The following is a 16,155-nucleotide window of genomic DNA, read 5'->3' as shown; positions in this document are numbered from 1 at the left end:
TCATCGGTCAGGACGGCCAGGTCATCTTGCAGCCGGTGTCGGCCACCGGCAGCGCCGCCTCGTCGCCCTTCATGAGTTGGCTGACCTTGAACAGGTCGGCCGGGTCGCCGCCGGCCGGCGCCTGCTGCGACTGGCCGACGAACAGCGTCGGCATCAGCTGATTGTCTCCGGCGCGGTAATAAGCGGTGTTGGGCATGAGCGCGACTTCGGGCGGGAGCTCCAGGCCCTGCAGGGCGTGGGCCATCTTGCCGGCCTCGAGCGACTGCGCCTTCTCCGCAGCCAGCTTGCAAGTCTGGACCGAGGCGTAGCCGAACCAGGTGCGCGCCGTGGGGACCTTGCCGCCGCTCGCCTTGCGGATATCGGCGACGAACTGGTCGACATGGGGCACGCCGGGCTGGTTCCAATACCATTCGAAGACCCAGTCGCCGATGAGCGCCTCGGGCGGCAAACCCATCAGCACCTCGAGCTCCTGCTGCGCACCGGCGATGTGGAACTTCTGATTGAGGCCGAACTGCACCGCCTGCTTCAGGCAGTTGATCATGTCGTCGCCCGCCAGCAGCAGCACGATCGCGTCGGGATTGGTCGACTGCGCCTTGATGAGGTTGGCCGAGAAATCCGTGGTGCCGAGCGGCGTCAGGTCGGCGCCGAGCTCGGTGCCGTCGGCCGCTTTCAGGCTGGCTTCGAAACCTGCCTGCAATCCATGACCGAACGCGTAGTCGGTGGTGATGAAGTACCATTTCTTCCCGTAGCTGCCGAGGAGCAGCTTGGAGACCGAGTTGGTTTCCATGCGTGTCGTGTTGCAGACGCGGAAGACGTTCCAGTGGCATTGCGAGCCGGTGACGGTATCGACATGGCCGCCCGGCACGATATGGAGCACGCTCTTCTCGAAGGCGTAGTTGGCTATCGCCTGCGCCAGGGCCGAGTTGACGTTGCCGAGAAGGAAGCTGACCTTGTCGCGCTCGACCAGCTTGGTTGCCTTCTGCACCGCGGTGGCGGCATCGCCGCTCGTCGAATCCTCGACCAACAGCTCGACCTCGCGGCCCAGGATGCCGCCTTGGGCGTTGATCTGGTCGACGGCGAGCTGGGCGCCGATCTGCTCGTTCTTGCCAAGCGCGGCATAGGTGCCGGTCAGCGGGTTGTCGAGGCCGATCTTAACCGTGTCGTCCGCGCGAGCGCTGATGACGAAAGGAGAGGCGACTTGCGCGACGCCGGCGGCGACGGCCGCCTTCAGAACACTACGCCGATCGAACCTCCGGAACAGGCTTCCGCTGATCATGGTGAGTATCCTCCGCAGGATGGTTTGATTTTGTTTTCATCGTTATGCGCATTGGCTTACCCACACTCCCCGGCTCCGAGCCTAGGCGAGGGGCAGGATGCGGGGCAAGCGGCGATCGCAATCGGCGCAGGCGTTGTCCGGGCGGGCCGAATCAACCGGATGACATGCAAAAGCCGCAGGCACGGCAAGGCGCTTTCGGAAGGCGCAGGCCGTCTGATTGTTCCCGGCTGACGTTCGAAGTTGTATCCGACTTTAGTCGGAGAAGGAGTGTTACCTTGGTGGCGAGGCCGCGCTTTGCCCTGGCGGGAGCGCGCGGAGTTGAACGGATAAAGTTACCAAGTGTGGCGACTGTAACGCGTGACCGCGGGCCGACGCCAGGCGGCTGCCTCGGATGACAAGATCATTCCTTCCATGATCGGCCAGTCCGGCCGCGAAGGAGAGGAGCCGTTCAGTCGCCAGCCGCGACCGGCCGTCTCTCGCGGAGCTCGTCGACCAGCACGCGGATGTTCTCCGAATAATCGATCGGCACCACGACCAGCTGCACGCCGCCTTCGGCAAAGGCCTGTTCCAGCGTCGGGATGAAATCTCCGATCGCCGACACGCGCCGGCCCTTGGCGCCATAGGCCTCGGCATATTTCACGAAGTCTGGATTGCCGAAGGTCATGCCGAAATCGGCGAACTTGTCGACCGCCTGCTTCCAGCGGATCATGCCGTAGGCGCCGTCCTCGATCACCAGCACCACGAGATCGACCTTGAGCCGGACGGCGGTCTCCATCTCCTGGCTGTTCATCATGAAGCCGCCATCGCCGCAGACCGCCATCACGCGGCGCCCGGGATAGAGCATGGCGGCCATGATCGCCGAGGGCAGGCCGGCGCCCATGGTGGCGAGCGCGTTGTCCAGCAGCAGCGTATTGGCGACCCGCGTCCGGTAGTTGCGGGCGAACCAGATCTTGTACATGCCGTTGTCGAGCGCGACGATGCCGTCGGGCGGGATCACCTGGCGGATGTCATGCACGAGCCGCTGCGGGGTGAATCGATCCTCGGTGGCGCGCGCCGCGATGTGGCCGAGGATGCCCTCGCGCAAAGGCAGCAGGGCGGCGGCGTTGACAAGCCTGCCTTCGAGACGATCGGCCAGCAGATGCAGCGACGGGCCGATATCGCCGATCACCTCGGCCTGCGGAAAATAGACCTGCTCGACATGGGCGGGTTGATAGCCGACATGCACCACCTGGGGGCCGCCGGGACCCATGATGAAGGGCGGCTTCTCGGCCGTGTCATGGCCGATCGTGATGATGAGGTCGGCACTCTCGATCGCTTCATGCACATAGTCGCGCTCGGAGAGAGCGGCGGTTCCCATATAGAGCTCGGTGCCGCCGGGCACCGTGCCCTTGCCCATCTGCGTGGTGAAATAGGGAATTCCGCTGCGCAGCACGAAATGGGCGAGATCCGCGGTCGAACGCGGCCGCGAGGCGGCGGCGCCCACCATGATCAGGGGCCGCTCGGCGGCGAGGATCATCCGGGCGGCCCGGTCCAGCGCTTCGGCGCTCGCGAGCGGCCGCTCCACCGGGTGGGGCGGCACCATTGCCAGGGGCTCGCAGGCCTCGGCGGCGATGTCCTCGGGCAATTCCAGATGGACGGGCCCCGGACGTTCCTCCTGGGCCACGCGGAAGGCCTCGCGGACGAGGGTCGGGATCATCCGGGGCGAGACGATCTGATGCGCGGACTTCGTCAAGGGCCGCATCGTGTTGACGATGTCCACAATCTGAAACCGCGCCTGGCGCGAGGAGAGGATCCCCTTCTGGCCGGTGATCATGATCATCGGCATGGCGCCGAGCAGGGCATAGGCCGCCCCGGTCGTGAGGTTGAGCGCCCCCGGCCCCAGGGTGGTGATGCAGACGCCGGGCTTGCCCGTGAGGCGCCCATAGGTCGCCGCCATGAAGGCGGCCGCCTGCTCGTGGCGTGTCAGGACAAGCTGGATCGAGGAACGGCGGATAGACTCCACCACGTCGAGGTTCTCCTCGCCGGGAATCCCGAAGATCCGGTCGACTCCCTCATTCTCGAGGGCCGCCACCAGCAGGTCGGATCCCTTGATCATCCTATCCTCCTCGATCGGCGCCCGCGGGCGCCCTGTCTGCCGTCCTTCTGCATGGAAATTCTATCCGCTCTTCAGGGCCCAGCGATGCGAAGTTCCGACCCCACCTATGAGGAATCTGGCGTTGTTTCGGCAAAGGGACGCCAGGAAGGACAGCGTTTGCCATTTCCACGGCCCGCCGATCATCGGGAGCCGGGAACCGGCCCTGGCGCCGCCCCGCCGATTGCAGGGCAGTTTCTTTCCAGTCTCGATCGGAGCATCCGCGATCCGGCACCGCTCGTCGCAGACAGTCGCCTCGCCAACGTCGGGGTCTTCTCGTGCCCGGCGCGCGACCATCAGCGACAGGACGAACCAGGCTCATGCCGGATGGCTCGGATGCCGGCGCTGGACGAACGACCAATCGACCAAAAGCCTAAATTCCTAAATGGGCCCCGGGGTTTAGGCGATCCCGCTATCTTCTTGCGGTATTCCTGGGCAAAATGGGCCGATTTCAAATGTGGGGAGAAGAAACTATGCGTAGACAGATTTTGGCGTCTTTGTGGATGTGCGCGACATTGGCGATGGGCTCGGTCGGCGTTCTCGGCGTCGTGCCAAGCGCGTTCGCACAATCCGAAGAAGAGCAGGTGCAGCACGAGGATTTCGGGTCCTGGACGGTCATCTGCACCAAGAACACGGTCTATCACTATGTGTTCTGCAACACCTTTCATGCCCAGCCGCTAAACGACAGTGCGGGCAATTTCGTCCGCTTTGGCGTGAACCGGACCTTCGGCTCGGAGCGCGTGGCGTTCAACGCGCTCAACGGCTTAGCGCCGAACAGCAGGATCACGATCAGCGTGGACAACGAGACCTGGGCGTTCTCGAGCAGCGGCGATGTCGCCCTGCTGGCGCCCCCGGCTCAATCCAAGAAGATCATCGATCTGATGGAATCGGGAAAGACCGTGCATCTGACGTTCACGCCCGCGGGCGCGAAGCAGCAGTCCCTGGACGTGAGCTTGGATCGGTTCTCGGAAGCGCTGCACCGCGCCCGCGAGCTGGCGAGGTAATCCTTCGCCGCAGAAATTCCAGCCTGCGAATCGCCGAACAGGCCGCCCGACGGGCGGCCTGTTTTCGTTTGGAGCAAAAGGAAGTGAGCGGATCGCGGCGATCTCTCACCGCACGGCGTCGCCGCGGCGATAGTGGAGCGTCAGCTCGTCGAGCTTCTGCTTCAGGGCGGGTTCGAGCCGATAGGCGGCTGCGGCCATCGAATCTTCGAGTTGCTCGGGCCGGCTGGCACCCAGCAGGGGCGCCGTGATGACGGGGTTGGCCATCACCCAGGCGATCGAGAGCGTGGTCGGCGAGACGCCGGCTTCCGCCGCGAGCCCGACGATCTTCGACACCGTCGCAAAGGCGCGGTCGTTCCAATAACGCTCCTGATAGCGTTCGGCCGAGTTGCCGACCGTGAAGCGTGTGCCCGGCGTCGGCGCGCCGCCCTGCTTGTGCTTGCCGCTGAGGAAGCCGCCGGCGAGCGGGTTGTAGGGAATGACGCCCAGCCCTTCCTGCTCGGCCAGCGGCAGCAGCTCGCGCTCGATCTCGCGGAACAGCAGGCTGTAGCGCGGCTGGACCGAGACGACGCGCGTCAGGCCCTTGAGCTCGGCACGGCCCAGCGCCGTGGCCAGTCGATAGGCGAGGAAATTCGAGACGCCGACATAGCGCGCCCGTCCCGATCTCACGATCGTATCGAGGGCCGCCAAGGTCTCGTCCAGGGGCGTCGCGGCGTCGTCGGAGTGGAGCTGATAGAGATCGACATAGTCGGTCTGCAGGCGGCGCAGCGAGGCGTCGATCGCGTCGAGCAGATGCTTGCGGGAGGCGCCCTGGTCCCAACTGTTCGGGCCCATCCTGCCGACGGCCTTGGTCGCGAGGATGAAATTGCCGCGCTGGCCCTTGAGCCAGCGGCCGACGATCTCCTCGGTGCGCCCCGCCGTCTTGAGATCGCCGCCCAGCGGATAGACATCGGCGGTGTCGAAGAAATTGATACCGCCGGAGGCGGCCTTGCTCATGATGGCGCGGGCCACATCCTCCTCGGTCTGCAGCCCGAAGGTCATGGTGCCCAGCGCGAGGCGGGAGACGGTCAGGCCGGTGCGGCCCAGGCGGGTGGTGGCGACGCTCATCGATGGCCTCTCACAGGAAATGTATTCTCTACGTCCGACATGACGCGATGTTCATGCGGTGCGGACGCTCGACAACGATCCGGCGAAGCGGACCCTGTGAATATAGTGCCGGATCGAAGAAGGCCAAGCCGGCGTCGAACGGAGGGGCATTCTGGTCGCGCCGCTTCCGGAAAGCCGAACGAAAAGCCCCGACGCGGCCGCGCCGGGGCTCTTGCTGGTCGAGTGATCGACTGTCGACTGCTACGGCTGGATCTCAGCCGCCATTGAAGCGGGCATAGGCCGACTGCCAGAGTTTGAGGCCCTCGTTGGTGAGGGCCGCCTCCTGCAGCGAGTCGGGACCCAGGTCCTTCGCCGTCATGATCGCCGTGTGGAGATTCTCGGGAATCAGCTTGCTGGCGACCAGCCGCTCCGGCGTGATCGAGTTCTGGGGCGGCTGATAGCCGTTGTAATCGACGAAGTTGTGATAGGCGTTGTCCTCGTCGAGCAGGAAGTTCAGCCAGAGATGCGCCAGGACCGGTTTCTTCGAACCGGCGCAGACCGCCCACATGTCGTTCTGGATCGGGCCCTTGCCGGGAGGCGGCGCCCAATACTGGATCTGGGTGGGATCGCCGCCCTCGGGCATGAAGGCGAGGACCGCGCTCAGCACGTTGCCGGACCAGTTGTGGGCCAGCCAGCAGCTGCCCTCGGGTAGCGTCTGGTAGCCGGTGATGTTGACCTTGACGTTGCAGATCGAGGTCAGGGCCAGCAGATCCTCGAGCGCCTTGTCGATGACCTTCGGATCCTCGGTGTTGAGGTCGTACTCGCCGCGATAGAGCATCGCCGCCACCAGCGCCTCGCGCGAATCGTCGAGGATCGAGACATAGCCCTTGTATTTCTCGGACTGCCAGAAGATGGACCAGGGATTCTCCATCTTGGGGATGTCCTCGGAGACCTTGTCGCTGCGCCAGCCGATGCCGGTCGTGTAGACCGTGTAGGGAATCGTGTATTGCGCATCGACGTCGTAGAACGGGCTCATGAACTGCGGCCAGCAGTTCTTCTGCAGATTCGGGATGTAATCCTTGTTGATCGGCTGGACCAGCTTGCCGGCCACGGCCTGCGCGATCCGGTTGCTGATGACATTGGTCACGTCCATGTTTCGGACAGCCTTGGTGGCGAGGCGGGTGATCGCCTGGTCCATGCTGTCGAAGGTCGTCACCTGGACATTGACGTCGTACTTCTTGGCGAAGGCGTCGAGCAGCTTCTTGTCCACATAGTCGGCGTAATTGAAGATGTTGAAGGTGCCGCCCTTCTCCGGCTTGAGGCCGCTCTCGATCGGCTTCTGGAACACCGGCAGCTTCACCGGACGGTTGGGCCGTGCGAGCGGGATGCCGCCGGGACCGACGGCGTCGGGCGGCGAATCGGCCCAGGCCGAGCCGCCCAGGAGGCGCAAGGTCGTCGCCGACAATCCCGCGGTCGAGAGCGCCGCCAAGGCCTCGCGCCGGGACAGCCGGCCGCCCCGCAATGACGTCAGGATCCGTCGAGCCGTCAATTCACCACGATCCATCGTGAAGCTCCCCTCGGGTTTCATCCGGTTTCGTCAAAGAACGTCGGTCGCGGCCGGCCCCACGTCAGGCCGGCATATGCTCCTGGAACCAGGTCACCACGCGGGCGCCGTAATCGGCGATCGCCGGATGGTGCTGCACCCAATGGCCTTCCTTCGGGTAATGCACCAGCGTGGATTTGACGCCATGCTGCAGCAGAGCCCGGTGGAACTCGATCGCCTGCACCGCGGGACAATTGCGATCGAGCGCGCCGCAGATATTCATCGTCGGCGTCTTGACCCGGTCGGCGAACATGATGGCGCTGCGCTTGAAATACTCGCCGCCCGGATTCTTGTAGTCGTCCAGGAGGAAGTTCTCGCAGAAGCCGCGGATATGGCTGGTGAGCTGCTCGCTCACATAGTCGGTGACCGGCGACACGACGACCGAGGCCGCGAAGCGCGTGTCCTGCGTGATGATCCAGGCCGCCATGATCCCGCCATAGGAGACGCCGGTGACGCCGAGGCGCTTGGGATCGGCGATGCCGTCGGCGACCAGCTGGTCGAGGCCGGAAAGAATGTCCTGCGCGTCGCCGCCGCCCATGTCGCCCGCCACCAGCCGCGCGAATTCCTGGCCGCGGCCGGTGCTGCCCCGCACGTTGGGCTGGAAGATCGCATAGCCGTCCTGCAGCAGCGTGACATAGAGCGAGCTTCGCCCGGCGCAGGTGGGCCGCCAGGACCAGACCGGGCCGCCATGCACATCGACGATGAGGGCGCGCGGGCCGCTGCCCTTGGTTGGGCGCAGCAGCCAGCCATGGATCTCGAGCCCGTCTTTCGCCTTCCAGCGATAGGGCTCGGCGCGGCCGAGGGCCGCGAGGCTGGCCTCGGCGCCCGGGGGGCCCAGGCGCCTGAAGGTCTTCATCTCGCCGCCGCGGAACATGGCCAGTGATTGCGGCGTGAAGAACCCTTCCATGGTAACGGCGCAGTCGCCGGGCGCCGCGGCGGGACTGACGAAAGGAAAGAAGCGCTCGCCGCCCAACGTGGTCTCGGTCCCGGTCCAGAGCTCGCGCGAGCGCGCCGTGCGGGCGTCGCACAGCGCCAGCACGGTCTCGAGCGAGCGAATACCGGCGATGAGGATGTCGGTCTCGCTCTGCCAGGCGGTGAAAGTGATGTCGGCGCCGTTGGTGTCCGCGCGCCGGGCCGAGCCGTCCTGGAGCGAGACGATCATGAGATCGCCGGTCGTCGACTGGCGATCGCTGCTGAAGGAGGCGACGAGTGCCAGCTGCCTGCCGCTGGGCGAAGCCGAGAGCCAGCCGATCTGGTCCTTCGGCGTATAGACGGTCCGCGCCTTGCCGCTGGCGAGGTCGATCAGCCGGACGCTCGCCTTGTACCAGTCGTTCTCGTGCGGATTGTCGGAAGCGATGCAGGCAATGGCCTTGTCGCCGGCCCAGCAGGCCTCCCAGGGATTGAGGCCGTTCGCGGTCAGGCGGCGCAGGGCGGCGCTGGCGACGTCGTAGATCCAGAGGCTGCGCCACTGGCTGTCATCGACGCCGATATCGACCTGCGGCGTCCAGTCGGGCAGGGAGGGATCGGAGGTCTGGAAGGTGTAGCCGCCCTGGAAGCCCGAGAGGTCGACGCCGCGTTCGGCCGCACCCAGCAGAATCGACCGGCCGTCGGGCGACCAATGCGCATATTCGAGCCAGAGGCCCTTCACGGTGACGCGCGTCTCGGCCTTCGAGGCGATGTCCAGCAGGCAGAGCTGGGCGATGCCGGGCTCGTCGCGGTCGGAGAGATAGGCCAGGCGGCGGCCATCGGGCGACCATTTGGGCGCGAGGTCGGTCGAGGGACCCGAGGACACCACCTTGAGTTCGCCGCTCGCGGTATCGACCAGACAGATGCGCTGGGGGAGCGTGCCCTCGAGGGCCTCGGCGAACACGCCGCTGCCGGCGAGGGTACGGCCGTCGGGCGAGAGCGCGATGTCGTAGAGGTCCGGCGTCTGGTGGGCCCCCAGCTGCAGCCAGTCGGCGTCCGCCTTCTGGATGCGCTTGAACAGTTCCGTGTGGCGCAGATCGGCCTGCAAGGTCCCGCTACTCCATTTGAATGTCTATTCAATCTTTCCCGAGAGGCGAACGGCGGGCGATATCGGGGTCGTCAAGAAAGCGGAGATGACGGCGCTGGGTCCGGCGCGGGCATCCGCACCGGGTCGGTCGGGGGGCGGGATGCGGGAACCGAAGTTCCGACGCCGTCCCCGTTTATCCGAGGGATCCCGATCGTCCTGCGTCCGGCGCCGCCGCTTCCGGCACTGCGCCGATCGTCGGCGAGCCGACGATCCCCTTGAGCCATTCTTCCTGTGACGCCGGCGGGCGACATGATTGGGTCCCATCGCCACTTCAGCGCGGGGTCGAGGATATCTCGGCGGTTGGCGGCAGGCAAATATCAAGATCATAGGCTTTTATGACAGGCGCGCCGTCGCGGCGGCGCCCTCGAGCCAAATGATTCCGGGATTCTGGAGGCGGCGTCGACCGTCCGCCGCCGGAGAGGTCAGCGGTGCGGGCGCCCGCCTGCGCTCGAAACCCGCGCGCGATCGGCGGGGTCTGCCCTCGTCGGGATCCCCGCCGAAACGCCCGGGGCGTCGCGCCAGTGGGCGGTCTTCACCGCGACCTCGGCGACCCGGTCGGCGACGCTCTTCGCATTCGCCGCCGAGGCGCTCTGCGCCAGCTCGAGGCGGCGCACCTTCTCCAGGGTCATCTCGAGAAGCTGCCGGTTGAAATTGATCAGGTCGGCCAGCATGCCGATCAGGAAGGTGGTGAGGCCGATCACCAGCAAGGCACCGCCCAGGACCAGCGACTGGATCTTGCCCTCGCCCTGCCCCTCGAGATAGGCGATCAGGAAGCGCGTCACCGGGATGGAGCCGACGAAGATCAGCACCAGGCCCAGGAAGAAGAAGGTCTTGAGCGGCTGATACATCGAATAGATGCGCAGCATCGTCGTGGCGGATTTGCGCACGAAGCTGGGGATGCTGCGGAAGAGCCGGGATTCGCGCGTCTTGGGGTTGGTGCCGACCGGCACCGAGGTGATGGCCATGCGCTTGCGGCCGCTCTGGATCAGCATCTCGGTGGTGTAGCTGAAGGCGGACACGATGTTGAGGTTGAGCGCCGCCTCGCGCGAGATCGCACGGAAGCCGCTGACCGCGTCGGGGATGTCGGTGCTGGAGAGCTTGCGCACGACCCAGCTGCCGACGAACTGAAGCAGCCTTTTCGCCGGCGAGAAATGAACCGCGGTCGAGGTCTGGCGGTCACCCACGACGATGTCGGCCTTGCCTTCGAGGATGGGCTGAACCAGCCGCGCGATATCCGCGCCGGCATATTGATTGTCGCCGTCGGTGTTGACGACGATGTCGGCGCCCAGGGACAGGCAGCGGTCGAGCCCGGTGCGGAAGCTTGCCGCCAGCCCTTTGTTGGTCTTGTGCCGGATGATGTGGTCGACGCCCAGGGCCTCGGCGACCTCGACGGTGCGGTCGCTCGAGCCGTCGTCGATGATCAGGATCTCGATGCGATCGACCCCCGCGATCGCGCGCGGAATATCGGCCACGGTCTGCGGCAGCGTGGCTTCTTCATTGAAGCAGGGGATCTGGACGATCAGTTTGATCGGCATGGCCTTGCCTGTCCTCGCGCCGGTACCTGGCGGATCGCCCCAACAGGGGCTCGGCGACATCCGGCGGTTTCTCGCAATCCAAGCAATATCAAGGGGCTGCCGGGGCAGCCGGGAAAGCGGGAGGGCGCCGTCCCTGGAGACTGAACGAACAAGCTTAAGAAGCGGTTGAGGGCGGCTCCGCACAGAATGGCCCCACCCGGCCCGCGGTTGTTCCGGGCGACCGGTCGATCATGAGGTTCAAGACAGGGATGATGCATCGGCCGACGGGCATCACCATGTCGGGATGAGGCCGCGCTGTCCTCACCAGGGCTCCGGCCTTGTCTTGCGCGGCGGGAGAAGACGCCGCATTCGGCTTCACCTCGAGAGGAGGACATCGTGAAAATTGGGATCATCGCGGCCGGCCAGATCGGCGGCACCCTGACGCGCCGCTTCAGGGCGCTGGGTCATGAGGTCTTCGTCGCCAATTCGCGCGGGCCCGAGACGCTGGCGAAACTGGCGAAGGAGACCGGCGCGACCGCCGTCACCGTCAGCCAGGCGGCGCGAAGCGGGGCCGTGGTCGTCGTCACGATTCAGGAGGGACGGATTCCGGAGCTCCCCGCCGATCTGTTCAAGGGCGTATCCGAGGATGTCGTCGTCGTGGATACCGGGAATTACTATCCGCGCCAGCGCGACGGCGCCATCGACGGCATCGAGAAGGGCCTGCTCGAAAGCCGATGGGTGGAGCAGCAGCTCGGCCGGAAGGTGGTCAAGGCGTTCAACAATATCTACGCCAAGCATCTGCTGGAGCTGGGGCGGCCGGCCGGCGCTCCGGGCCGCATCGCGCTGCCCGTCTCGGGCGATAGCGCCGCCGCGAAGGCGGTCGTGCTGCGTCTGGTGGAAGAGCTCGGATTCGACGGCCTCGATGCCGGCGGCCTGGACGAGTCCTGGCGCCAGCAACCCGGCACGCCGGTCTACTGCACCGACCTGAACGCCGAGGGCGTACGCCGCGCGCTGAAGGAAGCGAGCAAGGAGCGCAAGCCGGAATGGCATGCGACGGCGAAAAGCCCCGGGAGCTTCGCCGCTCCTGCCTGAGGGCCGGTGGGCACTCTGCGGCTCAGTGAACCGGGAGTTCGTCCGTCGCCGGCACGGTTCCGCGCAGCAGCGCCTTGCGCGCCTGCCATTCGGTCGCCGGGTCCAGGGTTTCGTAGAAACGCGTTTCGCCGCCGGCCAGCGACGCAATCGGAACACCGTCCCGATAGAGCAGGCGGTTGCCGGTCAGAGCCGCCAGCTTCGGTCCCGGCGTCAGGATGCCAGCGAGGTTCAGCGGGTCGGCGCCCGACAAGGAGACCCAGTCGCCCGCAGCCTCCTTGCGCCTGATCTCGCGCAGGAGACCGATCGCCTCGGGCAGCGCGAACTGCTCGCCGGAGAAGCCGGCGACGAACCGGCCGCCGCGAATCTCGCCCCGGGCCTCGAGCCGCCGATAGACGCGCAGCAGCTCGCGCCAGGGCGGCAGCCAGTCAGCCTCGCGCTCCAGCGCCCGCCAGAACACGACGCCATAGCGCTGCAGCAGGCTGCGCGCGGCATGCTCGACGGCCTCGGCGCTGACCGTCTGTCCGTTCGCATCCGTCTTGCCGCGCCGCGCGAGCGCCCAGCGCCCCGCATCTTCCATGCCGTGATCGATGCTGCGGCGCCGGCGGCGTCCGTTGGGACCCGGCTTGCGCCGGTCGGAGGGCACGAGCAGCGCGCGCAATCCGCCGAAACTGTCCGACGCCACCAGGCCCAGCGCCACCAGCTCGGCCAGCGCTTCCTCGGCCTGCGGGCGCAACAGCCCGGTGCCGGCGACCACTTCGTCGAAGAAGGAGGCGCCATGCTCGCGAATGAAATAGACGACCGCTTGAGCCCGGCCGCTCGGCGGCTGCGCGGTGGCGTCGCTGTCGGTCGACAAGGTCTGCCAGAACGGCGCATGGCGACGGGCGAGCAGGGTGATCGGCGTGGTGCGCACCGGGCTCACGCCGCGCTCCGCCCCGTTCGGTCGGGCGTTGCGCGGTTTCAGCCGCGCCCAGGCCACGCGGCCCGCCAGGCATTCGTCATCGAGCCAGGCCGGTTCATAGTCGCTGACGCGTGCAGGGAGAATCTCGGTCTCCCAGGCGCCCGCCGGCGCTTCGAAGCCTTCGAGCTGCGCGACCGTCGCGGCGACCGCCTCCGGGCCTTCCATCTGCGCATCCGCCGTCACATGCTGCCAGGCGAACAGGAAGCGCATGAAATCGCGCGCGGCCACCGGCTCGATCTCGGCGCGCAGGCGCTTGATGGTGTAGTGATGGATGCGGGCGAGGAGCCGCCGCGCACACCATTCGTCGGCATTGGTGCCGGGCGAGAACCGCCCGCGCATGGCGAAGCCTTCGCTCTCCAGCGCGACCAGGGCCACGGCGATCTCGTCGGGCTCCAGGCCCAGCGGCGTCGCGAGCGCGCCGGGCGTGACCGGCCCCTGGCCTTCGAGCCGTCCGCGCAGGATCTCGACCAGCGCGGTATCGGCGGACCCGTCTCCTTCATAGCCGGCGGGCACGGCGATTGCGGGTTCCTGCCGCGCCTGGCGCCACAGCGCCTGGAACTGGGCCAGCCTTTCGGCGGCCACCCAGATGTCCATGCCCGGCCCGCGCAGCCGGGTCACGCGGTTCTGCCGGGCGAGCGCTGCCAGCCAGTCCCGCCAATGGGACGCCTCATCGGCACTCAGGAATCCCAGCCAGACCAGCGCATCATGCAGCTCGTCGGCGTTCGCCGGATCGGGCCAGGCCTCGGCTCGCACGCGATCGATCGCTTCGGGATCCAGCCGGCCGAGGTCCGACGCGGCCTCGGGCGCCAGCCAGCGCCGGCTCATCACCGCCTGGGTGCGGCGCTCCTCGAGCGGCGCATCGTCGAGATAGGCATAGGGTTTCGCCGCCAGCACCTCGAGGGCCAGCGGCGAAGGCTGGGTCAGGTCGCAGGCGACCACGCGAATCTCGCCCGCCTCCAGCCGCGCCAACAGCCGTTCCAGCCCCTGAATGTCCATGGCCTCGTTGAGGCAATCCGCGAGGGTCTGGGTCACCAGCGGGTGATCGGGGATCTCGCGTTCTCCGGTGAGATTCTCGGCGCAGGCGAGCTGGTCGGGAAATACGGAGACGATCAGGTCTTCCGCCGCCATGCGCGCGAGCTGGGGCGGGACCTTCTTGCCGCCGCGCTGGCGCGGCAGCGCCAGGGCGGTGCCCGCCACCCAGCGCCAGCGCGTGGCGAACATCGGCGCGTCGAGCAGGGCCGCGATCAGCACGGTCCGCACGCTGGCCGAATTCAGGTAATGCGCTGCGTCGCCCAACTCGAAGCTGTGGGCCGTGGTGAGCGACAGCACGATATTGTCCTCGGTCGCCGCCGCCTGGAGCTCGAAATTGAACTTGCGGCAGAAGCGCTTGCGCAAGGCCAGGCCCCAGGCCCGGTTGAGGCGGCTGCCAAAGGGGGAATGGATGACGAGCTGCATGCCGCCGGCTTCGTCGAAGAAGCGCTCCAGCACGATCGTCTCCTGGGTCGGCAGGCAGCCCAGCGCCGCATGAGAGGCCGCGAGATATTCGGCGATCTGTTCCGCCGCCGGCGCGGCGATACCGACCTCGGTCCCGAGCCAGTGGGCGATGGTCTCGTCGTTCCGGCCGGCCTGCAGCCGTGCGGCGACGGCCTCCCGCAGCCGCGAGACCGACTGCGACAGCTCATCGCTGCGGCCCGGCGCTTCGCCCAGCCAGAAGGGAATCGTCGGCGCCATGCCATGCGCGTCTTCCACACGCACCATGCCGCGCTCGACCCGCATGATGCGATAGGCGTTGTTGCCGAGCTGGAAGATGTCGCCGGCCATGCTCTCGACCGCGAAATCCTCGTTCACGGTGCCGATCGTCTGATTCTCGGGCTCGAGGAGAACCTGGTAGTCGGCCGTGTCGGGGATGGTGCCGCCGGAGGTCAGCGCCGTCAGGCGCGCGCCCCGCCGGCCCCGCAACATGTGATTGACGGCATCGTGATGCAGCAACGCGCCGCCACGGCCGCGGCGTGTGCTGAAGCCTTCGGCCAGCATGCGCACGATCTCGATGAAGGTGTCGCGCGTCAGGGCGCGGTAGGGCCAGGCGCGGCGAAACTTCGCCAGCAGCTCGTCCTCGTTCCATTCCTGCGCCGCGACCTCGGCCGCGATCTGCTGGGCGAGCACGTCGAGCGGTTGTTCGGGAATCGTCAGCTTGTCGAGCTCGCCACGGCGAACGCTGTCGAGGAGGGCCGCGCATTCGACCAACTCGTCGCGCGAGAGCGGAAACAGCCGGCCCTTAGGCGTGCCGCCGACCGCATGTCCCGACCGCCCGATCCGCTGCAGGAAGCTCGCGATCGAGCGCGGGGATCCCAGCTGGCAGACCAGGTCGACATCGCCGATATCGATGCCGAGCTCGAGCGACGCCGTCGCGACCAGCATCTTCAAGGCCCCGCGCTTGAGCCGCTGCTCGGCATCGAGCCGCAGCTCCCGTGCCATGCTGCCGTGATGCGCGGTGACCAGATCTTCGCCGAGGCGCTCGGACAGCTGCCGGGCGACGCGCTCGGCCATCCGGCGCGTATTGACGAACACCAGCGTGGTGCGGTGCTCGCGGGCGAGCTCGGCCAGCCGGTCATAGAGCTGGGTCCAGACCTCCGCCGACATGACGGCTTCGAGCGGCGAAGAGGGGACTTCCAGCGCGAGATCGCGGGCGCGGACATGGCCGGCATCGACGATCTGGCAGGCCGAGAACTGCTTCGGGTCCGCGCCGACCAGAAAATGCGCCACCGCCTCGATCGGCTTCTGCGTGGCCGACAGGCCGATCCGCAGCAGGGGGCGGCCGCACAGCGCCTCGAGCCGCTCCAGCGACAGCGCCAGATGGGCGCCGCGCTTATTGGGTGCCAGCGCATGGATCTCGTCCACGATCACGGTCCGCGTCGTCGCCAGCATCCGGCGGCCGGACTCCGAGCCCAGCAGGATGTAGAGCGATTCCGGAGTGGTCACGACGATATGGGGCGGTCGGCGGCGCATCCGGTCGCGCTCGGCGGAGGGGGTGTCGCCGGTGCGCACCCAGGCGCGGATATCGACATCCGGCAGGCCCTGGGCCTTCAGCGCCTCGCGGATGCCGGCCAGCGGCTCTTCCAGATTGCGCTGGATGTCGTTCGACAGGGCCTTGAGGGGCGAGACATAGACGACCTGCGTCTCGTCCGGGAGCGGGCTCTGCACCCCCTGCCGCACCAGGGAATCGATCGCGGCGAGGAAGGCCGCCAGGGTCTTGCCGGACCCCGTGGGCGCGGCGATCAAGCTGTGATGGCCAGCCTGGATGTCCGGCCAGGCCTGGGCCTGCGCCGGTGTGGGCGCGCCGAAGCGGCGGTCGAACCAGCTGGCGACCGCCGGGTGAAACAGATGGGACCGGTTCAGACGCAAGGCAACGGTCAAGGCCGGGCGGTTCCTAAAGCATGCGGA

At 67.1% G+C, this 16,155-nt stretch carries 9 protein-coding genes; 2 read left to right on the top strand and 7 right to left on the bottom strand.

Annotation, left to right across the window (positions count from 1 at the left end):
- Positions 1 to 7: 7 nt before the first annotated feature.
- A complete protein-coding gene (locus FRZ44_RS22090) occupies positions 8 to 1,276 on the bottom strand; it encodes an ABC transporter substrate-binding protein (protein ID WP_151179212.1) in 1,269 nt (422 codons plus the stop codon).
- Positions 1,277 to 1,724: 448 nt separating this feature from the next.
- Positions 1,725 to 3,371 carry an acetolactate synthase large subunit gene (locus tag FRZ44_RS22085; protein WP_151179211.1) on the bottom strand — a complete coding sequence of 549 codons (1,647 nt, stop codon included), beginning with the start codon at positions 3,369 to 3,371 and terminating at the stop codon, positions 1,725 to 1,727.
- Positions 3,372 to 3,922: 551 nt separating this feature from the next.
- Here FRZ44_RS22085 and FRZ44_RS22080 point away from each other — a divergent pair.
- Positions 3,923 to 4,411, top strand: a complete 489-nt coding sequence (locus FRZ44_RS22080) for an invasion associated locus B family protein (RefSeq protein WP_191908245.1) — start codon at positions 3,923 to 3,925, stop codon at positions 4,409 to 4,411.
- A gap of 105 nt (positions 4,412 to 4,516) precedes the next feature.
- On the opposite strand, the gene FRZ44_RS22075 is transcribed toward FRZ44_RS22080, so the two are convergent.
- The 4 genes from FRZ44_RS22075 to FRZ44_RS22060 form a co-directional block, all read right to left on the bottom strand.
- Entirely contained in the window at positions 4,517 to 5,515 is a 999-nt protein-coding gene (locus FRZ44_RS22075) for an aldo/keto reductase (RefSeq protein ID WP_151179209.1), read from the bottom strand.
- Between the two features lie 253 nt (positions 5,516 to 5,768).
- Positions 5,769 to 7,058: a polyamine ABC transporter substrate-binding protein gene (locus FRZ44_RS22070; RefSeq protein ID WP_191908244.1), complete on the bottom strand. Its 1,290-nt coding sequence runs from the start codon at positions 7,056 to 7,058 to the stop codon at positions 5,769 to 5,771.
- Between the two features lie 64 nt (positions 7,059 to 7,122).
- Complete coding sequence (locus FRZ44_RS22065) at positions 7,123 to 9,111, bottom strand: S9 family peptidase (protein ID WP_151179207.1); 1,989 nt, start codon at positions 9,109 to 9,111, stop codon at positions 7,123 to 7,125.
- Positions 9,112 to 9,572: 461 nt separating this feature from the next.
- Positions 9,573 to 10,685 carry a glycosyltransferase family 2 protein gene (locus FRZ44_RS22060; RefSeq protein WP_225308394.1) on the bottom strand — a complete coding sequence of 371 codons (1,113 nt, stop codon included), beginning with the start codon at positions 10,683 to 10,685 and terminating at the stop codon, positions 9,573 to 9,575.
- A gap of 375 nt (positions 10,686 to 11,060) precedes the next feature.
- On the opposite strand from FRZ44_RS22060, the gene FRZ44_RS22055 reads away from it, so the two are divergent.
- Positions 11,061 to 11,756 carry an NADPH-dependent F420 reductase gene (locus FRZ44_RS22055; protein ID WP_151179206.1) on the top strand — a complete coding sequence of 232 codons (696 nt, stop codon included), beginning with the start codon at positions 11,061 to 11,063 and terminating at the stop codon, positions 11,754 to 11,756.
- Between the two features lie 22 nt (positions 11,757 to 11,778).
- Here FRZ44_RS22055 and FRZ44_RS22050 read toward each other — a convergent pair whose 3' ends face one another.
- Positions 11,779 to 16,128 (bottom strand): DEAD/DEAH box helicase, encoded by a 4,350-nt coding sequence (locus FRZ44_RS22050; RefSeq protein ID WP_225308393.1) that lies wholly within the window; start codon positions 16,126 to 16,128, stop codon positions 11,779 to 11,781.
- Positions 16,129 to 16,155: the final 27 nt, after the last annotated feature.

The organism is Hypericibacter terrae, assembly GCF_008728855.1.
GTDB classification, from domain to species: domain Bacteria; phylum Pseudomonadota; class Alphaproteobacteria; order Dongiales; family Dongiaceae; genus Hypericibacter; species Hypericibacter terrae.
This window is presented reverse-complemented; position numbering and strand designations above follow the sequence as displayed.